At 45.9% G+C, this 24819-nt stretch carries 25 protein-coding genes and 1 other annotated feature; of the genes, 22 read left to right on the top strand and 3 right to left on the bottom strand.

Annotated features, from left to right (window positions below):
- Window positions 1-35 precede the first annotated feature (35 nt).
- From ftsA to QF041_RS30140, 14 genes are all read left to right on the top strand, one after another.
- Window positions 36-1322 carry a cell division protein FtsA gene (gene ftsA / locus QF041_RS30075; protein ID WP_253501941.1) on the top strand — a complete coding sequence of 429 codons (1287 nt, stop codon included), beginning with the start codon at window positions 36-38 and terminating at the stop codon, window positions 1320-1322.
- 150 nt (window positions 1323-1472) lie between these two features.
- A complete protein-coding gene (ftsZ, locus tag QF041_RS30080; protein ID WP_017687306.1) occupies window positions 1473-2588 on the top strand; it encodes a cell division protein FtsZ in 1116 nt (371 codons plus the stop codon).
- Between the two features lie 261 nt (window positions 2589-2849).
- Complete coding sequence (gene spoIIGA / locus QF041_RS30085; protein ID WP_307416741.1) at window positions 2850-3830, top strand: sigma-E processing peptidase SpoIIGA; 981 nt, start codon at window positions 2850-2852, stop codon at window positions 3828-3830.
- An 11-nt stretch (window positions 3831-3841) separates the two neighbouring features.
- Window positions 3842-4564: an RNA polymerase sporulation sigma factor SigE gene (gene sigE, locus QF041_RS30090; RefSeq protein ID WP_017687308.1), complete on the top strand. Its 723-nt coding sequence runs from the start codon at window positions 3842-3844 to the stop codon at window positions 4562-4564.
- A gap of 111 nt (window positions 4565-4675) precedes the next feature.
- Entirely contained in the window at window positions 4676-5458 is a 783-nt protein-coding gene (gene sigG / locus QF041_RS30095) for an RNA polymerase sporulation sigma factor SigG (protein WP_017687309.1), read from the top strand.
- Between the two features lie 174 nt (window positions 5459-5632).
- On the top strand, window positions 5633-6025 hold the full coding sequence (locus QF041_RS30100; RefSeq protein ID WP_017687310.1) for a YlmC/YmxH family sporulation protein: 393 nt from the start codon (window positions 5633-5635) through the stop codon (window positions 6023-6025).
- Between the two features lie 51 nt (window positions 6026-6076).
- Window positions 6077-6976, top strand: a complete 900-nt coding sequence (pgeF, locus tag QF041_RS30105) for a peptidoglycan editing factor PgeF (RefSeq protein WP_307416742.1) — start codon at window positions 6077-6079, stop codon at window positions 6974-6976.
- A 6-nt stretch (window positions 6977-6982) separates the two neighbouring features.
- Window positions 6983-7684 (top strand): YggS family pyridoxal phosphate-dependent enzyme, encoded by a 702-nt coding sequence (locus QF041_RS30110; RefSeq protein WP_307416743.1) that lies wholly within the window; start codon window positions 6983-6985, stop codon window positions 7682-7684.
- A complete protein-coding gene (locus QF041_RS30115) occupies window positions 7675-8142 on the top strand; it encodes a cell division protein SepF (RefSeq protein WP_017687313.1) in 468 nt (155 codons plus the stop codon). The genes QF041_RS30110 and QF041_RS30115 overlap by 10 nt, the downstream gene beginning before the upstream one ends.
- Window positions 8143-8149: 7 nt before the next feature.
- Window positions 8150-8419 carry a YggT family protein gene (locus QF041_RS30120; RefSeq protein WP_260632824.1) on the top strand — a complete coding sequence of 90 codons (270 nt, stop codon included), beginning with the start codon at window positions 8150-8152 and terminating at the stop codon, window positions 8417-8419.
- 16 nt (window positions 8420-8435) lie between these two features.
- Complete coding sequence (locus tag QF041_RS30125) at window positions 8436-9218, top strand: YlmH family RNA-binding protein (protein ID WP_307416744.1); 783 nt, start codon at window positions 8436-8438, stop codon at window positions 9216-9218.
- A gap of 240 nt (window positions 9219-9458) precedes the next feature.
- Window positions 9459-9968 (top strand): DivIVA domain-containing protein, encoded by a 510-nt coding sequence (locus QF041_RS30130; protein ID WP_062835445.1) that lies wholly within the window; start codon window positions 9459-9461, stop codon window positions 9966-9968.
- A gap of 57 nt (window positions 9969-10025) precedes the next feature.
- Window positions 10026-10318 (top strand) — a binding site (T-box leader).
- Between the two features lie 340 nt (window positions 10319-10658).
- Window positions 10659-13757, top strand: coding sequence for an isoleucine--tRNA ligase (gene ileS / locus QF041_RS30135; protein WP_307416745.1), 3099 nt, complete (start codon window positions 10659-10661; stop codon window positions 13755-13757).
- A gap of 165 nt (window positions 13758-13922) precedes the next feature.
- Window positions 13923-14282, top strand: coding sequence for a DUF5665 domain-containing protein (locus tag QF041_RS30140; RefSeq protein ID WP_017687319.1), 360 nt, complete (start codon window positions 13923-13925; stop codon window positions 14280-14282).
- A gap of 41 nt (window positions 14283-14323) precedes the next feature.
- Here QF041_RS30140 and QF041_RS30145 read toward each other — a convergent pair whose 3' ends face one another.
- Complete coding sequence (locus QF041_RS30145; RefSeq protein ID WP_307416746.1) at window positions 14324-15061, bottom strand: TraR/DksA C4-type zinc finger protein; 738 nt, start codon at window positions 15059-15061, stop codon at window positions 14324-14326.
- Window positions 15062-15282: 221 nt separating this feature from the next.
- Between QF041_RS30145 and lspA the strand changes: the two genes are divergently transcribed.
- The 8 genes from lspA (at window position 15283) to QF041_RS30185 (ending at window position 21801) form a co-directional block, all read left to right on the top strand.
- Window positions 15283-15777 carry a signal peptidase II gene (lspA, locus tag QF041_RS30150; RefSeq protein WP_017687321.1) on the top strand — a complete coding sequence of 165 codons (495 nt, stop codon included), beginning with the start codon at window positions 15283-15285 and terminating at the stop codon, window positions 15775-15777.
- Window positions 15770-16732 (top strand): RluA family pseudouridine synthase, encoded by a 963-nt coding sequence (locus QF041_RS30155; protein WP_370739101.1) that lies wholly within the window; start codon window positions 15770-15772, stop codon window positions 16730-16732. The genes lspA and QF041_RS30155 overlap by 8 nt, the downstream gene beginning before the upstream one ends.
- A 110-nt stretch (window positions 16733-16842) precedes the next feature.
- Window positions 16843-18096: an LL-diaminopimelate aminotransferase gene (locus QF041_RS30160; RefSeq protein WP_036674844.1), complete on the top strand. Its 1254-nt coding sequence runs from the start codon at window positions 16843-16845 to the stop codon at window positions 18094-18096.
- Window positions 18097-18299: 203 nt separating this feature from the next.
- Window positions 18300-19190 carry a decaprenyl-phosphate phosphoribosyltransferase gene (locus QF041_RS30165; RefSeq protein WP_307417090.1) on the top strand — a complete coding sequence of 297 codons (891 nt, stop codon included), beginning with the start codon at window positions 18300-18302 and terminating at the stop codon, window positions 19188-19190.
- A gap of 18 nt (window positions 19191-19208) precedes the next feature.
- On the top strand, window positions 19209-19841 hold the full coding sequence (locus tag QF041_RS30170) for an HAD-IB family hydrolase (RefSeq protein WP_307416747.1): 633 nt from the start codon (window positions 19209-19211) through the stop codon (window positions 19839-19841).
- 26 nt (window positions 19842-19867) lie between these two features.
- Window positions 19868-20158 (top strand): EamA family transporter, encoded by a 291-nt coding sequence (locus QF041_RS30175; RefSeq protein ID WP_197997836.1) that lies wholly within the window; start codon window positions 19868-19870, stop codon window positions 20156-20158.
- Entirely contained in the window at window positions 20145-20465 is a 321-nt protein-coding gene (locus QF041_RS30180; RefSeq protein WP_307416748.1) for an EamA family transporter, read from the top strand. Before QF041_RS30175 ends, QF041_RS30180 begins: the two co-directional genes overlap by 14 nt.
- 31 nt (window positions 20466-20496) lie before the next feature.
- Window positions 20497-21801, top strand: coding sequence for a DUF6080 domain-containing protein (locus QF041_RS30185; protein WP_307416749.1), 1305 nt, complete (start codon window positions 20497-20499; stop codon window positions 21799-21801).
- A gap of 97 nt (window positions 21802-21898) precedes the next feature.
- On the opposite strand, the gene QF041_RS30190 is transcribed toward QF041_RS30185, so the two are convergent.
- On the bottom strand, window positions 21899-22390 hold the full coding sequence (locus QF041_RS30190) for a YhgE/Pip family protein (protein ID WP_307416750.1): 492 nt from the start codon (window positions 22388-22390) through the stop codon (window positions 21899-21901).
- A gap of 31 nt (window positions 22391-22421) precedes the next feature.
- Window positions 22422-24575, bottom strand: a complete 2154-nt coding sequence (locus QF041_RS30195; protein ID WP_307416751.1) for a YhgE/Pip domain-containing protein — start codon at window positions 24573-24575, stop codon at window positions 22422-22424.
- Window positions 24576-24819: the final 244 nt, after the last annotated feature.

Here is a 24819-nt window from a genome sequence, read left to right on the forward strand (position 1 = left end):
GTAATTTACTATTGGAGTCAGGAGGTGCCACAGACTTGAGCAACAATGACATCATTGTTAGTTTGGACATCGGTACATCCAAAATTCGCGCTATTATTGGGGAAATGAATAATGGAACCTTTAATATTATAGGAGTTGGATCTGCCGACTCGGAGGGAATTCGCAAAGGTGTAATCGTAGATATCGATCAGACGGTGCAGTCGATTCGCAACGCAGTGGATCATGCAGAACGTATGGTAGGTATTCAAATATCCGAAGTGTATGTTGGAATCTCGGGAAATCATATCGGACTGATGAGCAGTCACGGCGTCGTGGCTGTGTCTAACGAGGATCGTGAAATCGGAGAAGAAGACATGGAACGGGTGTTGAAAGCAGCCGAAGTCATTGCAGTTCCGCCGGAACGGGAAATTATTGATGTTGTCGCCAAGCAATATGTTGTAGATGGCTTGGAGGGCATACAGGACCCCCGTGGTATGATTGGTGTTCGTCTGGAAGTTGAAGCAACGATCATAACGGGTGCAAAAACCGCGATACATAATCTTTTGCGCTGCGTGGAAAAAGCGGGTCTGAAAGTAAGTGATCTGGTTCTCATGTCGCTTGGAGCGGGTCAACTGGCTTTGTCCAAAGATGAAAAAACGATGGGTTCAGTGCTTGTTGATATTGGAGCAGGTGCAACAACCATCGCCATTTTTGAAGAAGACAGTCTTGTTGCAACATCAACGTTGCCTATAGGTGGGGAATTCGTAACAAATGATATCGCCTATGGCTTACGCACGTTAACGGATCAGGCGGAGAAGGTGAAACTGAAATATGGCTGCGCCTGGTTGGATGATGCTGCTGCGGATGTGATGTTCAAAGTCACCCGAATTGGCAGTAATGTAGACAAGGAGTTTTCACAGGAGGATCTGGCAGCAATTATTGAACCTAGGGTTCAGGAAATATTCCAGATGATATCCCAAGAAGTGAAGCGTCTTGGTTACAACGAGCTTCCTGGAGGTTATATACTAACGGGAGGTACGGTCTCTATGCCGGGGGTTCTGCAGGTCGCTCAGCATGAGCTTGCTGCTTCGGTACGAGTTGCAGTTCCGGATTATATTGGTGTGCGTGACCCTGGGTTTACAAGCGGAGTCGGCATATTGCACAGTGTAATTCGCAGTTTGCGCATTCGTCCCTCGATCAATAACGGCGGTGGAAATAACAACAACAACAATAATAACAACAAGAAACCGACCAACCGTCCGAAGCCAAATGCGGCACAGGAATCGGAGCAAAAACCCGGTCTGTTCGAGCGGCTGAAGAATATGTTCAGCGAATTTATATAACAGGTTGGATCCATTTCATACATTCTTGAAGCCGTCTGAATGCGCCGGTACTAAAATAAACGCTTTCGTTCGTCGATATATGAAATTGATTCGGTTCAAATCAAAAATTGGACGGGCCATCCATGCACATTGAGGGGGAGATGGAATAATATGTTGGAATTTGATTTCGAGATGGAGAGCTTGGCTCAAATTAAAGTCATCGGTGTAGGCGGCGGCGGAAGCAATGCAGTCAACCGTATGATTGAAAATGGTGTACAAGGTGTTGAATTTATTACGGTGAATACGGATGCTCAGGCGTTACACCTGGCGAAATCCGAGCATAAATTGCAAATCGGTGATAAATTGACTCGGGGTCTTGGTGCTGGCGCCAACCCGGATGTAGGTAAAAAAGCAGCGGAAGAGTCCCGCGATCTGATCATGAACACGTTGAAAGGTGCAGACATGGTATTTGTTACAGCCGGTATGGGCGGTGGTACAGGTACAGGTGCGGCTCCGGTTATTGCCGAAATCGCTAAAGAGTGTGGTGCACTTACCGTTGGTGTCGTAACTCGTCCATTTACATTTGAAGGACGCAAGCGTTCCAGCCATGCAGAGCAAGGTATTGAAGCTCTCAAGGAAAAAGTCGACACACTGATCGTGATTCCTAATGATCGTTTGCTCGAAATCGTAGACAAAAAGACTCCTATGCTTGAAGCATTCCGTCAAGCGGATAACGTACTTCGTCAAGCTGTACAAGGTATCTCTGATTTGATCGCTGTACCGGGTCTGATCAACCTTGACTTTGCTGACGTCAAAACGATTATGCACGAACGTGGTTCAGCCCTTATGGGGATTGGTGAATCAACTGGTGAGAATCGTGCCGCAGAAGCAGCACGGAAAGCCATTATGAGTCCTTTGCTTGAAACTTCTATTGAAGGTGCTCGCGGGGTAATCATGAACATTACGGGTGGCGTTAATCTGTCCCTGTATGAAGTGAATGAAGCGGCAGAGATCGTAACGTCTGCTTCCGACCCGGAAGTAAACATGATCTTTGGTGCCATCATTGACGAAGACCTGAAAGAGGAGATTAAGGTTACAGTTATTGCAACTGGTTTTGAAGATAAACCTGCTCCACCACCACCAGGACGTAAGCCAGCTCCAGCAACAGCGGAGACGACAGATACGCGTTCGCCGAACCTGCGTCCTTTTGGAAATCAGCCGAGCAATGATCAGCTGGACATTCCGACATTTTTACGCAATCGTTCACGCAATAATAACAACGATTAATACGCAAATCAATTTATTGGAAACCCGGTACTCCTTATGGAGCGACCGGGTTTTTTCTGTTTATGTAGATATCATAGCATACAGCAATGAACAAATTCTGAACAAAGGGCCTGAGCAATTCCGACAAAAAAAGTTGGAACCACACCCCCATGATTAGACAGACTTTGAACAGGGGGCTCCGTATACTTGTGAATATGCTCATGAATATCAGGATATCGGGTACCGGTATTTTGATATGTTGCGCGCAGGCAGGTGAAGACTTTGGTTGTTTATGTGGATCTAATTTTTTTGACAAACCTGTGTATTGACGGTGCACTCATCGGATTGACCGCCTGGATGCGCAAAACAAAGCTGGTTTGGTGGCGGTGGTTGCTGTCAGCCATTGTGGGTGCATTATACGTGGTCATGATGTTTGTACCGGAGTTTGATTTTATGTTCACCTTTTTGATCAAGTTCGGGTTCTCGCTGGTCATGCTTACGATTGCTTTTGGTTTTAAAGGTCTGCAGGCTTTTGCGAGGACGCTCGGTACCTTCTATGTGATTAATTTTGTCGCTGCCGGAGGTATTCTGGGTGTGCATTACATGCTTCAGAGCTCCGGTGAGTTGTTTAACGGCATTTGGTTCACGGCTTCTGGCGGTATGTCATTTGATCTGAAAATTGCTTTCTGGTTCACGTTTATCGTATTTTTTGCTGTCCTGTTTTTATTCAAAGCTGTGCAGAGTTCCAAACGGAAAACGGATCGCATGACGACCTATTTGGGCAAAGTTGAGGTCTACATCGATGAGGTAGTCATTTCTTGTACAGGCCTTCTGGATACGGGCAATCAACTTACAGATCCCTTATCGCGCATGCCGGTCATGGTGATGGAGGTTTCGTTATGGCAAGACATGTTACCCGCTTCATGGAAGGGTAGACTTAAGGACGAGGCGCCGGACAACCTTATTCTGGAGCTTGATCAGGAAAGTTTTCAGTGGCAGGATCGACTGCGGCTGGTGCCTTATCGGGGCATTAACAAAGGGACTGCGTTTATGCTGGCAATGAAGCCGGACCGGGTGAAGGTGACGATGGAGGAAACATGTTATGAGACGACAAGGGTACTTATTGGGCTGGATGGAGGTGTTTTGTCGTCGGATGGGAAATACCAGGCCGTGATTCATCCTGAACTTGTGCAAGACGCTGCTTCTGCGCAGTCTACGGCTCTCTCTGCGGGAGCAACAGAAAAGCCGCTGAATGTGGTATAGGAGGAACGTACATGCTTGTGAAATGGAAACTGGTGGCGCAGCTGCAATATTACCGTCTGTTATTTTTATTGGGACTCAAAAGCGAAGAGATCTATTATATTGGGGGAAGTGAGGCACTTCCGCCGCCATTGACAAGGGAAGAGGAAGAATTTTTGCTGCAAAAATTATCCTCGGGAGACTCGGCCATTCGCGCGATGCTCATTGAGCGCAACCTGCGTCTGGTGGTGTACATTGCACGCAAATTTGAAAATACAGGAATCAATATTGAGGATTTGGTCTCCATTGGAGCCATCGGATTGATTAAGGCAGTGAATACATTTGACCCGGAAAAGAAAATCAAACTGGCAACCTATGCTTCACGTTGTATCGAAAATGAAATTTTGATGTACCTAAGACGTAATAGTAAGATCCGAACTGAAGTTTCTTTTGATGAACCGCTCAACATTGATTGGGATGGAAATGAACTATTATTATCCGATGTATTGGGTACAGAAAACGATACAATCTATCGGAATATTGAAGAGCAGGTAGACCGGAAGCTTCTGCACAAGGCACTGGAAAAATTAACGGAGCGCGAGCGAATGATTATGGAGCTTCGTTTTGGCCTGACGGATGGGGAAGAAAAGACTCAAAAAGATGTAGCGGATCTACTTGGAATCTCCCAATCCTACATCTCTCGACTCGAAAAAAGAATCATTAAAAGACTCCGCAAGGAGTTCAATAAAATGGTCTGAAATACATCTTTGGTCAGAATGGGTATTACTGGCAAGGGTGCCAAGTACGAATAAAAAAGCCTGCCCCGGAGATAATGTACATTAATGTTTCTCCTTGGGAGGTAAATCACGATGACCCGAAACAAAGTCGAGATTTGTGGCGTGGACACCGCAAAATTGCCTGTCCTCACCAACACTGAAATGCGGGAATTGTTTCATTCCCTTCAGCAACACCATGATCGCTCAGCAAGAGAGAAATTAGTGAATGGCAACCTGCGTCTGGTACTCAGTGTCATTCAGCGTTTTAACAATCGGGGGGAGTTTGTCGATGATCTGTTCCAGGTTGGTTGCATCGGCCTGATGAAAGCCATTGATAATTTTGATTTATCCCAGAATGTCAAATTTTCAACCTACGCGGTGCCGATGATTATCGGTGAAATCCGTCGATACCTGCGTGATAATAACCCAATTCGGGTATCTCGCTCCTTGAGGGACATTGCTTACAAAGCACTTCAGGTCCGTGACAGCCTGACGAATAAAAATTCCCGGGAACCGACGATATTCGAAATTGCGGAAGTACTGAATGTGCCGAAGGAAGATGTTGTTTTTGCATTGGACGCCATTCAGGACCCGGTCTCGCTCTTCGAACCGATTTATCATGATGGTGGAGATCCGATCTATGTTATGGATCAGATCAGCGATGACAGAAACAAAGATGTGTCATGGATCGAGGAAATTGCACTCCGTGAAGCGATGCATCGTCTTGGTCAGCGGGAAAAAATGATTCTGTCGATGCGGTTTTTCGAAGGGAAAACCCAGATGGAAGTGGCTGATGAAATTGGTATTTCCCAGGCTCAGGTATCACGTCTGGAGAAATCAGCGATACAGCAGATGCAAAAACATGTAAAGTCGTAACACGATGCAAAGGCAGAAGGACGATCAATCGGGGCAGTGTATACCGTTGGTCGTCTTTTTGTTTTGGACCGTTTCCACATTCAATGAAAAACAGGACATTTTTCGCCCCTGAAACATATATTGTATAGAAGCGTGAAGAACGGGCAGAAGAGGAATAACAGGGGGCGGAAATGAATGAAAGTAAATACGAGCGAAGTAGCGGCACGAGGCATGAAAATCTCGGACTTTCAGACAAAGGATGTCATTAACATTACGGATGGTAAACGCCTCGGTCAGATCAGTGATTTGGAGCTGGATCTGAAGCAGGGACGAATTGAAGCGATTGTTGTGCCAGGGTACAGCCGTTTTATGGGTCTTTTTGGCGGGGGAACGGATCTGGTGATTCCCTGGAGAAACATTGTGAAGATTGGTTCAGATGTGATTCTGGTGAAGATGGATGAGGTGAAGGAAAATACGTATGACGAGCGTGATCGCGAAGCGCGCCTGTATGATGAACAGCAGCATAACCGAACAGAGCGTGTGGAACGCATTGAACGGTCGGAACGTAATCAGCGTCGAACGATATAAATGAGACAGAATGTGGCTCATTTGGTACACTGGAAGTAGTGAGGTGAGATAATGGAACCCTTTGTATTGGATAAGGAATTACTTGAACGGACCAAGAACCCAGATTCAGATTTCGGTCCTGATCCGTTATTATTATATGTTGAGCCCTGGACACAGCAATTTGAACAGTTGTCAGTCGGGTTTACGACGAGGCATGGTGGAGTTGGAAAAGTTCCGTATGCCACGCTCAATTGTGCTTATCATGTGGGGGATGAACCTGAAGTTGTACTTAACAACCGCAGGCTTGTAACCGAGAAGCTTGGCTTTGCAGCAGAAGCATGGACCTGTGGAGAGCAGGTGCATGGCAAACATGTGGCTGTAATTACCGCTGAAGATCGGAGCAGAGGATTACTTGATCGTCAATCTGCGTTGCAGGATACGGATGGATTGGTCACGAATGTGCCTGGTGTGCTGCTGACTTCTTTCTACGCAGACTGTGTTCCGCTTTATTTCTATGACCCTGTGCAGCAGGCGGTAGGTCTTGCTCATGCTGGCTGGAAAGGTACAGTCGCGGGTATCGCTGTATCCATGGTGGAGACGATGGAACGGGAGTATGGCAGCCGTAGGCAGGACATTCGAGCTGCAATCGGTCCGTCGATTGGGGATTGCTGTTATGAAGTGGATGAGGCGGTCATGCAGCATGTACGGGTTTGGTTTGATGATTCCCCGGTTAATGATGAATACAAGGATTCTGCTTCTAAACAAGCATATCGAGCCGTGAATAACGATAAAACGATGTTAAACTTGAAAGAATGTAATCGACACATTATGATGAAAGCAGGAATATTGCCGGATCATATCGAATGTACAACATGGTGTACAAGTTGTCATCCCGAACTATTTTTCTCCTATCGGAAGGAAAATGGTGTTACAGGGCGGATGGCGAGCTGGATTGGGCTGGAAGAGAGGTGACCCTCTGTGTCATTGGAGGAGCGTATTCAACAGGTAAATCAGAAGATCGAGGACGCATGTCGGCGCAGTAACCGTCATCGTGATGATGTGAATGTGATTGCGGTCACGAAATATGTCTCACTTGAAACAACGGGATCGGTGCTGAATCATGGTCTTGAGCATATTGGAGAAAACCGGTGGCAGGATGCACAGGCCAAATGGGAAGCTTTTGGTCAAAAGGGTACCTGGCATTTTATCGGTCATTTGCAGACGAACAAGGTGAAAGACGTGATTGGCAAGTTTCGTTACATACATTCACTGGATCGTTTGTCATTGGCGAAGGAGTTGGATAAGAAAGCAGCTTCACTTGGCACACAAGTGGAAACGTTTTTGCAGGTGAATATTTCGGGTGAAGAGAGCAAGTATGGCTTACAGCCTGAACAGGCAAGTTCTTTTTTGCGTGATATTCGTTCGTTCAACAATCTCAAGGTCGTCGGCCTGATGACCATGGCACCTCATGAGGAAGATCCGGAGCTGACGCGTCCCGTATTTCGTGGATTGCGTGAGCTGAGAGATCAATTGAATGGACAAGCCCTTACAGCAGAGCCATTGACTGAGCTGTCGATGGGGATGTCCAATGATTTTGAAGTGGCCATTGAAGAAGGGGCAACCTGGGTACGGCTAGGATCGATTCTCGTAGGAAAAGAGGAGGGTTCACGATGGGCGTAATGAATAAATTTATGAATTTCCTCGGACTTCAGGAAGAGGAAGAGATTGTGGAACGTGAACGAATGGCTGCGCAGGAGGAAAATGAGTCTGAACATCAGGAAGCTGAAACCTCCAGTCTCGATAAACGTAGAAACCAAAGGGGGAATAATGTGGTGAGCATTCATTCCCAGAAAAATGTTAAAGTTGTCCTGTATGAACCGCGTTCTTATGACGAGGCTCAGGAAATTGCCGACCATCTGCGTTCGCATCGTACCGTTGTGGTGAACTTGCAACGAATTCGCCAGGACCAAGCGCTGCGCGTTATTGATTTTTTGAGTGGCACGGTATATGCATTGGGTGGCGGTATTTCCAAAATCGGCGGAAACATTTTTCTCTGTACGCCAGATACGGTTGAAATTCAGGGCTCAATTACGGAAATACTGGCTGACAGCGAGCAAGATTATAACAGAATGAGGTGAGCCACTTTTGTATCAGATTGAAAGCGTGTTGTACACGTTATACCAGATTTACTTTTACATGGTCATTGTCTACATATTGATGTCTTGGCTTCCCAATGCGCGGGAAAGCTTCATCGGTGAATGGTTGGGCAAATTAGTGGAGCCATATCTAAGACCATTCCGTCGATTTATCCCCCCTTTGTTCGGTGTGCTGGATATTTCCCCAATTGTGGCGCTGATCGTTCTGCAACTCGCGCTTAATGGGCTGATCTCCATACTTCGGTATTTTGTATATTAGGGTAGGGTGAACATAGATGAGCGGTGAAATTTACGAACATTTTAGCCATGATGAGCGGGATTTTGTAGATAAGGCTTCGGATTGGGTTGAGCAGGCAGGTAAGTATCATGACATGAAGCTAACTGACTTTCTTGATCCAAGACAGGTTTTTATATTACAGACTCTTGCCAATCGCCGTAATGATGTTCAGATTCGTCTGGATGGTGGTTACGAGGCTGCTGAACGCAAGCGTGCGCTGGTTGCACCTGATTATATGTATCTGGATGATGAGGATATGGGAATGCAGGTGCTCAGTATCACGTCTGATGATCAGAAAATCTCAGAGCTGGAGCATGGGGACTATATGGGTTCCCTGCTCGGGCTTGGGATGAAACGTGGAAAGATCGGGGATATCCAAGTGCTGGAGGACGGTTGCCATACAGTGGTGGCGGCGGAAACCGGCGCTTTTTTATCGCTTCAACTGAATCAGGTGCATCGGTTACATGTGTTCACAGAGTTACTTCCTTTGGATCAGATGCGATGGTCAGAGAGTAAACTGGAGACGATGGACATTACGGTCGCTTCTCTTCGTTTGGATGGAATCTGCGCAGATGTGTATCGGCTTAGTCGCAGTAAAGTGCTGGTGCCGATCAAAGCTGGTCGCTGCCGTGTGAACTGGAAAGTCGAGGAAGATCCCTCCAAATCGCTAAAAGCGGGTGATGTCGTATCCATACAGGGATTTGGCCGTTTCAAGGTTATGGAACAGGATGGGATGACCAAAAAAGGGCGCTGCCGAGTGAAAATCGGCAAATTTGCCTGAGTCTGTTGCAGGAAAATCCGCTTTCTTGTCGAAATGTTTATCATAAAGGTGTAGAAAATACGCGGTGTATCCGATATACATTAAGTCAAAGCTTTACATGAACGTTGGAGGATGCAATTCTGATCCTGCATTCCGTATACGTTGCCGAGGTTAGGCATCAACGATACGGCCCCATGGGTGGTACCCATTTGCTGCAAACCTTCTCTGGACGGGAAGGAACTTTAACAGGAGGTGGACAGCATGCCATTAACGCCGCTGGACATACACAACAAGGAATTTTCCCGACGTTTGCGCGGGTATGACGAGGATGAAGTCAATGAATTCCTGGATCAAGTCATCAAAGATTACGAAGGCGTCATTCGCGAGAACAAAGAGCTGAGCAATCAGTTGCTGTCCGTTCAGGAAAAACTGGATCATTTTGCCACGATTGAAGAGACACTTAGCAAAACGATCATCATTGCGCAGGAAGCTGCTGATGATGTGAAGAACAATGCGAAGAAAGAAGCGCAGTTGATCGTGAAGGAAGCAGAGAAAAATGCAGACCGGATCGTGAACGAATCGCTGGGAAAATCGCGTAAAATTGCTTTGGAAGTGGAAGAACTGAAAAAGCAGGCATCGATTTATCGTGCCCGTTTCCGCACGCTTGTTGAAGCGCAGCTTGAACTGTTGACTCAGGATGGTTGGGAAGTGCTGGAGAGCCGGGAGCAGGAAGTGCGTGACCGTGAGCGGGAGATGAAAGAAATTTATTAGTCTCTCGCCTGGTTGACTTTTGTCTGCAAAGAGGCTATAACTATATTCATAATGAATAGTGATTCCATGACGGGTTCAGTACGTTATGATCTCATCCCTCAGAGAGTTGGTGGTTGGTGCAAACCAATGGATGAGTTATAGCCGAATATCTCCCCGGAGAAGTGACGCTGAAGCGGTGATCTTGATTGCCGTGTGTAAGCCGAACCGTAAGCCGTACGTTATAACGGCACCCTGCAGTAGTATAGCGGGGCATAAGCGCTGTTGATGACAGAGCATACCCAGGCTTGCCTGGATGTGGTTTGTGATGAACAGAATTAGGGTGGTAACGCGAGTATAGCCTCGTCCCTTTCCAGGGACGGGGCTTTTTTGTGTCCAAAAAAGGCGAACGCCCATGAGGCCCGAAGGGACCTCAGGGAGAGAGACCGCCCGCCGGGAAAGCGAAGCACCCGGCAACACCCGCCTCGCGGTAAGGCCATGCGGCGTTCACGCAGGGAACAGCCGCATAATGGCCGCCACTACGCACATCCACCCCTCGCCGATAAGCACCACAGATCCCCCAACGACCCCCATCCCGGGTGTCCAGAGGGCGGAGCGCCTATGGGGTCCCCCTTGGTAAGGGGGATTTAGGGGGATTGAAACGCTTTTTGTGGACGGTCCACAATCCAACCAAAGAAAGGGAAGATAATCATCATGCAACGAGTTGACGTCAAAGAGAAGGCACGTGCCAGAGAATTACGCGTGTTAGATAAATGGAAAACGGAGAATACATTCAAAAGATCCATCGAAAACCGGGAGGGCAAACCAAACTTCGTATTTTATGAAGGGCCGCCTACAGCGAACGGTAAACCGCATATTGGTCACGTACTGGGACGGGTAATCAAGGATTTCGTTGGACGGTATAACACGATGAAGGGTTACCGTGTCGTTCGTAAAGCAGGTTGGGATACACATGGTCTGCCTGTAGAACTGGGTGTACAGAAGAAGCTTGGTATCTCCCACAAGTGGGAAATCGAAGATTATGGCGTGGAGAAATTTATTAACGAATGTAAAGCGAGCGTATTCGAGTACGAGCAACAATGGCGTGATTTGACAGAAGGTATCGGATATTGGACGGATATGAATAACCCGTATATCACCCTTGATAACAACTACATCGAGAGTGTATGGAACATCCTGGCGACGATCCATGAGAAAGGCCTGTTGTATCGTGGTCACCGTGTGAGTCCGTATTGCCCATCTTGCCAGACAACACTGAGTTCCCATGAAGTTGCACAAGGGTACAAAGACGTCAAAGACCTGAGTGCTACAGCGAAATTCAAACTGAATGACAGCGGAGAATTTGTACTGGCTTGGACGACAACACCTTGGACACTGCCTTCACACGTTGCACTTGCCGTGAATCCGGATATGGACTACTCCCGTGTTCGTCAAGGTGATGAAGTGTACATCATGGCAACCAATCTGGTTGAGAAAGTGATGAAAGATACCAAGGGTGAGTATGAGATCATCGGTGCACTGAAAGGTGCCGATCTGGTTGGCAAAACGTATGATCCTCCGTTCAACTACGTACAGGCTGAGAAGGCCAACATCATTCTGGGTGCAAGCTTTGTAACAGATGCAAGTGGTACGGGTATCGTACACATGGCTCCTGCCCATGGTGAAGATGACTACCGTGTATGCCGTGAGAATGGGATCAGCTTTGTGAACATGGTGGACTTGGAAGGCAAATTTGTCGCTGAGGTTACTGACTTTGCCGGACGTTTCGTGAAGGATTGTGATATTGATATCGTGCGATATCTGTCTGAGCATGGACGTTTGTTCAGCAAAGAAAAATATGAGCACAGCTATCCATTCTGCTGGCGTTGTGATACACCGCTTCTGTACTATGCAATGGACAGCTGGTTTATCCAAACGACAGCCATCAAGGACCAATTGATTGCCAACAACAGTGAAGTGGATTGGTATCCGGGTCACATTCGTGAAGGTCGCTTCGGGAAATTCCTCGAGGATCTGGTGGATTGGAACATCAGCCGTGATCGTTATTGGGGAACTCCGCTGAACATCTGGGTGTGCGAGGAGACTGGCGAACAATTTGCTCCACACAGCATTGCAGAATTGCGTGCTCGTGCGGTAGGTGATGTGCCTGAGAATCTTGAATTGCATAAACCGTATGTGGATGACGTTAAAGTCATGAGCTCTTGTGGCAAATATGAGATGAAACGTACACCGGAAGTGATCGATGTCTGGTTCGACAGCGGCTCCATGCCGTTTGCCCAGCAGCACTATCCATTTGAAAATAAAGAAGTATTCGAACAGCAGTATCCTGCTGATATGATCTGTGAGGGAATTGACCAGACACGTGGCTGGTTCTACAGCTTGCTGGCAGTTTCCACCCTTTTGACAGGCAAAGCGCCTTACAAAGCGGTTATGGCTACAGGACACGTTCTTGACGAGAACGGACAGAAGATGTCCAAATCCAAAGGTAACGTTATCGATCCTTGGGAAGTGATTGAAGAATACGGTACAGATGCATTCCGTTGGGCTTTGTTGTCTGACAGTGCACCGTGGAACAGCAAACGTTTCTCCAAAGGTATCGTAGGCGAAGCCAAATCCAAAATGGTGGATACGCTGGTTAACACCCATGCATTCCTGACGCTTTATGCTACCATTGATGGATTTGATCCACAGGAGCACCCGTTCCAACTGTCCGCACACAAGCTGGATCGCTGGATTCTGTCGAGACTGAACAGCCTGATCCTGGTTGTAGAAAAAGCGTTGCTGGTTAACGACTATCTGAACTCTTCCAAAGCGATTGAAGCATTTGTTGATGAGTTGAGTAACTGGTATATCCGTCGTTCCCGTGACCGTTTCTGGGGAAGTGGCCTGACAGAGGATAAACTGGACGCTTACCGTACATTGACTGAGGTACTGGTGACTACTGCGAAGTTGGTTGCTCCGTTCACACCGATGCTGGCAGAAGACATCTATCTAAACCTTGCAACAGGTGAGAGTGTGCACATGGAAGACTATCCGGTAGCTAACGAAGCGCTGATTGATGCAGGACTGGAACAGGATATGGAGACGGCTCGCCGCGTGGTTGAACTTGCCCGTAACGTTCGTAACGAAACAGGCATCAAGACACGTCAGCCGCTGTCCGAATTGATTGTTTCCCTGGATAAAGGGTTTGACCTGGCAAGTTATGAAGAGATCATCAAGGAAGAGATCAATGTAAAAGGAATCCGTACGGAGCATAATGACGCGGAATTCGTTGACTTTACATTGAAGCTGAACCTGAAAGTTGCAGGTAAGAAATACGGTAAAAACGTAGGATTCCTGCAAAACTTCTTCAAGGGAATGTCGGCCGATGAGACGCGTAAAGTGGTTTCGGAGGGTGTGCTGAACATCGTTTCTCCGGAAGGCGAAGAGCTGCAAGTGACAAGCGAAGAATTATTGGTTGATAAACAGGCCAAATCAGGTTTTGCTTCTGCATCAGGTTACGGTCTGACGGTTGCACTCAATACCGAAATCACGCCAGCATTGGAACAGGAAGGCTGGGTCCGTGAAGTGGTTCGTGCTGTACAGGATACCCGGAAACGACTGGACCTGCCGATTGAGAAAAGAGTACGTTTGACACTGGATGTGGATGCAGCACTTCAAGAGGCTATTCAGGCGTTTGATGATGTGTTGCGTGAAAATGTTCTCGTAACCGAAGTGACATTTGCCACAAATGAGGCCATGGAACGTGTTGAAGCCGGAGGCAAATCGATCGGTATTTACATCGAAGCGTAATTCGGAGCATGTCCCATCCAATTAAGACAGAATATAGAGTATAAACAAACGAGCCGCAGAGGCAGGGACATATTCCCTGTATCTGGGCTCGTTTGTTTTTTAGGCAATAAGGCAATGATTCTATAGTGCAGTCAATCTATATTGATCAAAGGAACTGACCAAAACATGAGCGAACATGACAAGCAAACCGCATCCACTTCACAACAATCAACATCAGATAATCTGAATTCCCATGACAAAATTGAAGAGTTACATACCCTGACAAACCGTCTGGCGAATGAACTGGAACGTTCACGAATTGCGCAATACACAGAATTGCTGAACAGGCCATGGAAATTGATTGGACTTAACCTGTTGTCAGGAGCCGCACGAGGTGTGGGGATTGCGATTGGGTTTACCTTTTTCGCAGCAACGATCATTTACGTTTTGCAGCTACTTGGGGCGCTCAATCTTCCCATTGTTGGAGATTACATCGCTGATATTGTGCGCATTGTCCAGCGCCAGCTTGATATGAACACATACTAAGCGATTAGCAGCGATTAAAGGTGAAAGATATCAAAGTGCATTTAGTAAATGTCATCCGTCTCCATATCTGGTTCTAACAGACCCTCGCCCTCACGGTTCTCCAGGTACTGGCGATATTGCCGATTGCGCACGATGGAGACGTCATGACCATAGATGTCCGTTGCAACAAAGCTTTCGTACGCTTCAACGCAGCCTTCCACTTCATCGGTAGCTTCAATGGCCATAACATCATAGCTGTCGATATCGCGTCCTTCAGCCATGGCTGGTGAGTTCGATGTGCCCCAGCTTTCAACAATCTGCCAGGTGTCTTCACCATCGAATCCATTTTGATCATCACGCTCGTCCAGACTGGTTCGACCAAATGCCGGGGCAAGAAATTCTTCCTCTACAGGACGGTTCTCAGATACAACGGTTTCCGGTTGATGTTTTTTGCAGTATTTAGTGTAGGGAACAGCTTCCATACGTTCATAAGGGATGGGTTGCTGGCAGACCGCACATGTACCGTAATGTCCTTCTTCGATGGAGTGCAGTGCAGAATCGATTCGTTCCAATTGGAATTCATCATGTTCCAGCAGGGAAATATCTTTCTCGCGTTCATACACCTCCGTGGCTATGTCACCAGGATGGTTATCAATCGGTGATAATTCACCTGTCTGTAGTTTAAGGGAGTCTCCAAGGCCATAATGCTCATTTTCCGAAAGTCTATGTTCAATATCGCGCTTATCGGACATCAGTTGGGAACGTAAAAATTGCAGTTGTTCGTTAGTAAAGTTTGACATGATTTTCCCCTTTCTGCATTCATGCTGGAATCCGGATTTTGACTCTATTGTAGGATGTGCCATTAAGGGCAAGATTACAGAAGGGAAATGTTATCGTTTTTGCCATAAGCATTGCGATGTAGCACGTCGTGGACGATTTCCAAACAGCTGTGCTACAATAAACAAGTCTGGCGTAAGCCTGGTATCGTTTGGAAAAGACAAGAACGGAGTGACAAACAAACGTGGTGTATTATATCCTCGCTTTTATCGTATTTTTATTGGATCAGGGAACCAAGTATCTGATTGCAACCCGGATGGAACTCAGAGAAGAAATTCCGGTCATCGGCAATTTCTTTGTCATCACATCACATCGTAATTCAGGTGCAGCTTTTGGCATTCTGCAAGACCAGCGTTGGTTCTTTATCGTTGTTACGTTGATTGTGGTCGTTGCCTTGATTTGGTATTTGCAAAAGGTAAAAGATACCCCGCACAAATTGCTGCCTGTGGCGCTTAGTTTGGTGCTTGGTGGAGCAATTGGCAACTTCCTTGACCGGGCATTGACCGGAGAAGTTGTGGATTTTGTACAACTTAATTTTGGAAGTTATACGTTTCCCATTTTTAACATCGCCGATTCGGCAATCTGTATCGGTGTAGGGTTGATCATAGTGGAGACATTGCTTGAAGGACGGCGCGAAAAAGCAGCCGCGAAGATTGAAGGGAATGAACATCATGAGTAATCCGAATAAGGAACAGATTAACGACGAAGAACTAATGAATGGCAATGAACGTATGGAATGGACCGTTGCCGCTGAACATAAAAAAGAACGAATTGATAAATATATTACGGAAGCCGTAGATAACGTATCTCGCTCCCAAGTTCAATTGTGGATCGGAGACGGAATGGTTACGGTAAATGGTGCTGTAGTCAAAGCCAATGCCAAGTTATCCGAAGGGGATCTAGTTGAGTTACAGATTCCAGAACCAGCTGCTGTGGAGATCGTTGCCGAAGATATTCCGCTGGAAGTGGTATATGAAGACAGCGACCTGATCGTGATCAACAAACAGCGTGGTCTTGTGGTGCATCCGGCACCAGGACACACGTCGGGAACCCTCGTTAATGCACTTATGCATCACTGCAAAGACCTCTCGGGTATTAATGGGGAGTTGCGTCCTGGTATTGTGCATCGTATTGATAAGGATACATCCGGCCTGATTATGGCTGCCAAGAACGATCGTGCGCATGCATCACTGGCTGCTCAGTTGAAGGAACATACGGTGAATAGACGGTATATTGCGCTCGTTCATGGTCATCTTAACCATGATCAAGGGACCATTGATGCACCGATTGGACGAGATACCAATGACCGCAAAATGTATACGGTCACAGAACGTAACAGTAAACATGCCGTTACGCATTTTACCGTTACAGAGCGGATTAATGATTACACCTTGCTGGAATTGAAACTGGAGACAGGACGTACTCACCAGATTCGGGTTCACATGAAATTTATTGGTCACCCGCTTGTAGGAGATCCAACTTATGGACGGAATAAAGGCATCAAAATGCAAGGACAGGCTCTTCATGCGGCCATTCTTGGATTTGTGCATCCAACAACGGGAGAATACCTTGAATTTTCAGCTCCGATTCCGCAAGATATGGAAGACGTGCTTGCCTCGTTACGCAGTCGTTAACAGTTCCAAGAAAGTACAAATGTTCGGATACTTTGTCCATGGCTTTGATCACGCAAATGCTTCATATTAAAGTGTAGAAATTTGCGTCAAATGAGGAGATGAACAACGTTATGAGTATCGATAAATATCAAGAAACTTACATTCAGACTAATTTTGCCGACCGTATCGGTGGCTCCAACTATGGTAAAGACACGAACATTTATAAATTCGAGAAAATCAAACGTGCCAAAGCTTCGGCCAAAAAAGATTTTCCCGATGTGGAACTGATTGACCTTGGTGTAGGTGAACCGGACGAAATGGCTGATGCAGGCATTGTAGCTGCACTTGCAGAAGAAGCTTCCAGACCTGAGAACCGTGGTTATGCTGACAATGGTATTCCTGAATTCAAAGCTGCTGCTGCTTCCTACCTGAAAAACGTATTCAACGTAGAAGGTATCGATGCAGATACTGAGATCGTACACTCCATTGGTTCAAAACCGGCTTTGGCGATGATGCCTTCATGCTTCATCAATCCGGGTGATGTGACGATCATGACCGTTCCAGGTTACCCGGTTATGGGTACACATACGAAGTATCTGGGTGGAGAAGTGTTCAACATCCAGTTGACGAAAGAGAACAACTTCTTGCCTGATCTGACGGCTATCCCGGAAGACATCGCAAAACGTGCGAAGTTGCTCTACCTGAACTATCCGAACAACCCAACAGGCGCAAGCGCGACGGTGGAGTTCTTCACTGAAGTCGTTGAATGGGCTAAGAAATACAATGTTGTGGTTGTACATGATGCTCCATATGCAGCATTGACGTATGATGGCAAAAAACCGTTCAGCTTCCTGTCGGTACCTGGAGCGAAGGATGTCGGCGTAGAGCTGCACTCTCTGTCCAAGTCCTACAACATGACGGGTTGGAGAATCGGATTTGTAGCGGGTAACCCGCTTGTAGTCAAAGCATTCAGTGACGTGAAGGACAACAATGACTCCGGTCAGTTCATCGCGATTCAAAAGGCTGCTGCTTATGGATTGAATCATCCTGAAATTACGGAAAAAATTGCAGAGAAATATTCCCGTCGTCACGACATGCTCGTTGCCGCACTGAACGAACTGGGCTTCCAGGCTGAGAAACCTAAAGGTTCATTCTTCCTGTATGTAGAAGCACCAAAAGGTGTGGTTGGCGGACGTCGCTTCGAATCCGGCGAAGATTTCTCCCAATTCCTGATCCGTGAGAAACTGATCTCATCCGTACCTTGGGATGATGCGGGTAACTTTGTTCGTTTCTCCGTAACCTTTGAAGCGAAGGGTGAAGAGGAAGAGAAACGTGTTATTGCTGAGATCAAACGTCGTCTGAGCGACGTGCAATTCGAATTTTAATCGCATTACCCAATAATTAAATCACGTACTAACGAAGAGACCGGAAACGGTCTCTTTTTTTATGCCTATATTAGATTTTTTTCATTTACTCCCTTTACAAAATTATACAAGCAACATATGATTAGATCTTTACGTTATTTGTTATATACAGAAGTTGCTTTTGAAGGGAGTTATTACAATTGTTATCATCACGAACCAGTACGGTGTCTTCACCGGCAACAGGAACAGGCAGTACAGTGTCAGGATTATTCAGATTGTTAAGACCCAAACAGTGGACTAAAAATCTGCTGTTATTTGCTGCGTTACTATTCTCTTTTGAGGAGATTCGGACGGAAACCATTCTTGCGACGTTGCTTGGTTTTATTCTATTTAGCCTTGTTGCAGGCTGTGTTTATATTTTGAATGACTTTGTAGACCGGGACAGGGATCGACAGCATCCGGTGAAAAAGTATCGTCCTATGGCTTCTGGGCAGGTGAATCCGAGTCATGCTTTGTTGTTTGGCATTATTCTATTAATCCTTTCCGTAGGAACGGCCTTCATGATGAACCCTCTATTCGGGGTGTTATGTATCGTCTATTTCCTGTTGAATGTATCGTATTCATTTGTGCTGAAACATCTCGTTATCCTGGATATGATGACCATTGCAGCCGGCTTTGTACTTCGTGCCATTGCAGGTGGTGTGTTGATCCATGTGCAATTCACACCGTGGTTTTTGATCTGTACAATGCTGTTGTCGTTGTTTTTGGCCATTGGCAAACGCAGAAATGAACTTACGTTGCTTGAGGGAAATACGGGATCACATCGTAAGGTTTTGGATAAATACTCCATTACGTTACTGGATCAATTCAATACGATTGTGACGACAGCTACGATTATCAGTTATTCCCTGTTCACTTTCACTTCAGATCGAACCATTCATCTCATGTGGACGATTCCATTGGTCATTTACGGCATGTTCCGTTATCTGTATCTGATCCACATGAAGAACCAGGGAGGTTCGCCCGATCGTGTGCTGTTTGAGGACAAGCCCATATTAATTACGGTTATGTTGTATGTGATAAGTGTTATTACAATCTTTGCTATCTTTGAATAAAGGCTGAGGGGGATCAGGGTGAAAAGCACGAAAGTCGCCATTTTTGATATTGATAAAACGATCATACGCAGTGATTCCATGTTTCAATTTGTACATTACGGTGTTCGCCGTTACCCGTGGCAGGTATGGAGATTACCTCTCATTGCATTACATACCGTGTTATTCAAGGCAGGCTTCATGACTGTTGAACAAGTCAAACGATCCTACTTTCAAGAAATTGAGCGTATGTCTGAAAAAGATCTCGAACATTTCTTTGATACCCGCTTGCGTACGTCCATTTTTGCCGAGGCCAGTGTAGAGATGCAACATCGCAAAGAAGCAGGTTATCATGTCTTGCTGGTAACTGCATCTCCGCATGCCTATATGAAATACTTTAATAATTTTCCCTGGGTGGATCATGTAATTGGAACTGAACTTGTCCGTCATGAGAATGGTTACACATGCAGAATTGATGGCAGCAATTGCAAAGGGGAAGAGAAGGTACGCCGAATTCAGACTTATCTGAGTGAGAAGAATATGGTCATTGATTATGACCAGTCATGTTCCTACTCGGACTCCTTATCTGACCTTCCCGTCATGCAGCTAGTGAGCCAACGATACTTTATTAACAAGCGTGTTCCGAACATGGAGGCATTAACGTGGGGGAAATAAAATCGCGTCATACTGGTAAATGGTTGATGCTCGTTTCCGCATTTCTGACAGCAACGGGTCAATTGTTCTGGAAATGGGGACTAACCGAGTGGATCTACCTGGGTGTTGGTTTTCTATGTTATGGACTTGGAGCGATTTTGATGATTAAAGCTTTTGCTCTGGAGAAACTCTCTGTTGCTTATCCTCTGATGTGTGCCAGTTACGTATTTGCCTTAATCTATGGATATTTTTTGCTTGGGGAAGAAATTACGGTGCAGAAGCTGGCAGCAGTTGTGTTGCTTGGAATCGGGGTGACATTAACCAGTGTTGATCGATAACTGGATGGTTGCCGTATTAATTGTCATGACGTTGTGTGGTGCACTGGGCGGGGCCGGACTGAAAGCTTATGCATCCAGTCGCAATCGTCTGCATGTACTCATGGGACTTGGATTCTACGGAACGGGTGCGTTGCTGAATATTGTATTGTTGAAGTTTCTTCCATTAACCGTAGTGTTGCCTGCGAACGCATTAACATATGTGTGGACTCTCATCATAGCGCGGCTGGTATTTAAAGAGACAGTGGGCCCTTTACGCTGGATTGGTGTGGCATGTATTATGGGTGGCCTACTGTTACTGGTGTTCTAGAACTTAATTAATCAGGATGTGAAATGAAAGAATGAACTTTTTAGATTACTTATTTTATAATCGCAGAGCCAACTGGACAGCCTTTTACCTGTTTGCAGGATTTGCTCTGTTCTATGGTTTAATGAACGGCTCGTATGTTCTGTACATTGAAAATAATGCAGAGATGCTTGGGGCGTATAGCCCATTTAATACAACGCTGTTTCCAATCAATTTATTCAACTTTGATCCTTCAATGTATTATGGGGACAACAGTTCTTCCGTGATCCATCCGCTGATCTCCTTTCTCGCAGTCACCCTTGCGGCTGTAGCGAAACTTCTGGGAGGCAACTGGTTCTTTCTAATCTTGCAATCGCTGGTGAATGCGGGTTCGGTGGTGCTGGGGTATCTGTTCCTGAGTCAAAAAGAAGATAAACCTACCATCGTACCGCTACTGTTTGCCTTACTGTTTGGTTTCAGTTCCTACTTAATGTATACCGCATTGATTCCGGACTCGTATCCGTATGTACAGTTCGTTATCCTGCTCTCAGTGGTTTACATGCAGTATACTCGTGAGCGTCAGGACGTACGTTATGTACCTAATGCATTGCTTGCATCGATTAACTTTGGACTAACCTCGACAAACATCGTACCGTTTGCTGCTGCCACTTTCTTCAATATGCATGCATGGCGCAATAAGGCGAATTTGAAAAAATACATCGGGATCATGGCATTGGCGGTTCTGATCATCGTCGTATTAACTGGCATTCATTACGTTGCCTTTGGAGGTCGAAGCTGGGTTAGTAACTGGCTGTTGGGCATTCAAAATGGTGGAACCAGCTATGCAACACCATTCCAGTTCGCTGTTCATTGGAAAGCATTGAACATGTTAACTATTAATCCGATGATGACACCGAAGATGCATTTACTGGACCCGGGCATGGCAGCCTTTGTTACGGATCTATCCCGTTCCAATCCAATCTATGTGCAGATTACAGGTATCTTTATTTTACTACTGGCATTTATGGGCTTCATTAAGGGCATTCGTGAACGTGAAGTGTGGACCCTTGTGCCATATATTCTGTTTGCCTTTTTGCTTCATGTCGTCGTGGGCTTTGGTCTGGCTGTATTTCAATATGATATGTACCTGTATGCGGGGCATTATCTGTTTGCATTCTTCCTGTTGGGTGGAGGTTTTGTCATCAGCCTTCGTCCGGGATTGGGGAAAAAAGTGGTTATAGGCTTGATCATGTTATGTGTTATCGTTACGGCCAGTAACAACATCTATCGCCATGTAGAAACATTAACAACAATCAAACAATCCTATGATCAGTTGGAACAGGAACGCTCAGTGAATTAATCAAATAGTAAATGTATCGATTCATATAATGAAACGAGAAAAGGCCATTGGATGGAAAGTCCAATGGCCTTTTTTTATTTAGTGTTGAGCAAATGAGTTAAGCAATAATTTTGGTCTTTTTGGCATTCTCGGCTGAACGTTTGGTGAGACTGCTGAGTGGACGTTTCAAAGCGAGAGCAACAATGAGACTCAGCGCGATGAACATACACAACCACAGAATATCCTTGATGGCAGTAGACCACAATATCCCGCCGACCGACTCACGCAGCAGACTGATCGCATACGTGAAGGGCATGAACGGATTCAATGCTTGGAAAAAGGGTGATGTCATGCTGATTGGGAACGTACCGCCGGAGCTGGAGAACTGGAACACCATGAAGATAATGGCGATCCCTTTTCCGATATTCCCAAATACGGATAGCAGGGTGTACGTTATGGTGACAAATACGGCACTCACCAGCATGGCAAACAGGACAAACCACAGTTTATCTGCGACATAGGTACCCAGGATTAAGATATCTCCCAGGGTGACGCATATCGCCTGAAGTAACCCAATGGTCAGAAAAGTAGCGAGACGTCCAAGATACAATTCATATCCCCGGAACTTGCCCTCTGGATTTTCAGCTTCGGCACGAAGCAGAGAAATCAGCAGTGTTGAGCCAAACCCACAAGGACAGCACGCCATAAAATGGTGACATAGCCGATCCATAATTCGGAATTGGGTAAAGCTGTTGTTCCTTAATTTGCACTGGACTTGCAAGGAAAGCACTTTCTTCTTCGATATCACCACGCAAAAGTTTGGCAAGTTCGGCAAACTGGTTATTACCTTCGACTTCCCTAAGTTTGTCAGCAGCCTTACTGATGGCACTTTCCAAAGCTGGCAGATCATCACGTACCAGCGTGGCAACACGATGTACTCCTTTTTCGACCTCCGGAAGCTGGTTCTGGACAAAATCGGATGCCTTGCCTATCTGTTTCTCGGCATTAGGCAGATCATTACGAACAAAATTAGCAGCTTCGTTCAGTTTGCTTCCCAGCTTGGGCAGATCGGTTCGAATTAATGAAGACACTGTGTTCAAAGCTTGGATAAAACCTTCACTTTTGTTTGCGAGTGTCTCTGATATCTCATGGATCTTAGATTGTACTTGAGGCAGTTCGCTCTGGATTTTCATCAACTCGGTCTGCCCAAACATAATTCCTTCTTTGGCAGATGCAAGAATGTCCGCAATATCCGGAATACGATCCTTTGCTCCTTGTAGAGTTTCTGCTGAGGTGGAGAGGATAGACCTGAGCTTGTCCGCACCAGCTGCAAGTGCAGGCGATATTTCAATTTCATAGGTGTTTAAGATATTGCCAATCCCGCTGCTGATGTCCTTCGAGAGAGTATTTAACTGAGCGATGACGTCTGTCGGTGGAGTTGTATTACGACGCATGGCATCACTGATGATGCCAGCCAAGCGGATTTGCAACTGAAGTTTATCAGAAATGGAGTTCAGTTGTGTAATTTTATCGGCAAGCGGTTGGCTTGGAAGCAATTTATTGATGTTGCCCAATAGTTCTGCCATACTGTCCACGAGTTTTACCGCAATCCCTAAACGCGAAGCAATCCGGTCGAGATCTTCTACTGTAGGAAGGTTATTAAGATCCGAATTTTGCAATTGTGTAAATACTTCTCCTGCAGCGTTAGTAATCTGCTGCACCAGCAGCAGATTTTGGCGGATCGCCGGGCCAATTGTCTGAAACGCTTCTTCACTGGAATCCACGAACTGATTTAATCCCTCTGCAAGCTCAATCCCGTTGCCAGCGATTTGTGATACTTTGTCCAAATCTTGCTCTGCTGCCGTTACGATAGACAGAGCTTTGTTGGTTTTATCCAACGCCGTTTGGATGATATCTGCTACCTGGCCAAAGTTTTCATCCACTTCTCGAATGCGTTCTACCGCTTTTTGTATATCCGGTATCCGCCCTTGAATAGCCAGCACTTCGGAAGCCGCATCATTAATTTGTGGCCAATACTCCTGCACCTTGAGCACATACTGTGCTGCTTCATTGATTTCAGGCAGTTTTTTCTCGATTTCAACGATCTTTTGAGCATCTTTTACAATCTCGGGCATGGCTTTTTCTACTTCCAGAACCTTTTGACCTGCGGCTTGAATAGCCGGAAGATTTTTCTCCAGTGTAAAAATGCCATTCTCCATCTTGCGCAAAGTTGGAAGCTGGGTGTTAATTTCAACCCCGGCTTCCTTCAACTTGGTTAGGACGGCCTCACTAACGGCTTCAGTGAAATTTTCATTGATTTGTGTTGTTATGGCAGATACACCAGAGCCTGTGATTTTAGGAGCAATGGCATTCACCTTTTCATTAACGGTATAGATTACCTCTGGGCGTTCCAGCTTTCCGTCAACGATACCTGTAATTTTGGACGAAAAGTCTCCGGGAATGAGCAGGCTGGCATAATATTCTCCTGTTTGTACCCCCCGACTAGCCTCAGCTCGATCTACAAAAGTCCAGCCCAGCTTTTCGTTGTTTTTGAGGCTGGATACCAGTTCGTCTCCGATATTAATATTGGTTCCTTCAACAGTCGCACCCGCGTCCTCGCTTGTCACTGCAATTTTGATCCCCTGGGTATTACTGTACGGGTCCCATACGGACTTCACGTTGACCCAGTCATACACTCCGGGAAGTAGAATAATAGCCACAATTAGAAATATACCTGTGGGAACCTTCAGAATATGTAACCAGTCTGTTTTGTAAACGTGCCAAATGTGACGCATGACTTCCTCCTAAATGTACATAAATGTAGGGCGTATCTTATTTCTATGTCGCATATTTGTGAATCTTATGTATATCGGCATTATTGCAGCATCTATGAATGGGTTCATGTTTATAAACTGTACCCATTTCACTTGGTACTAATTCAGAGCCTTCATATATTGCGTAAAACGAAACTCACCGTTTGTTCTCAAAAGAAGTGTTTTGTCTCTACTTAAGTATAGTCAGAGGTTTATTTTGGTTATA

It is taken from the genome of Paenibacillus sp. W2I17 (assembly GCF_030815985.1).
Lineage (GTDB): Bacteria > Bacillota > Bacilli > Paenibacillales > Paenibacillaceae > Paenibacillus.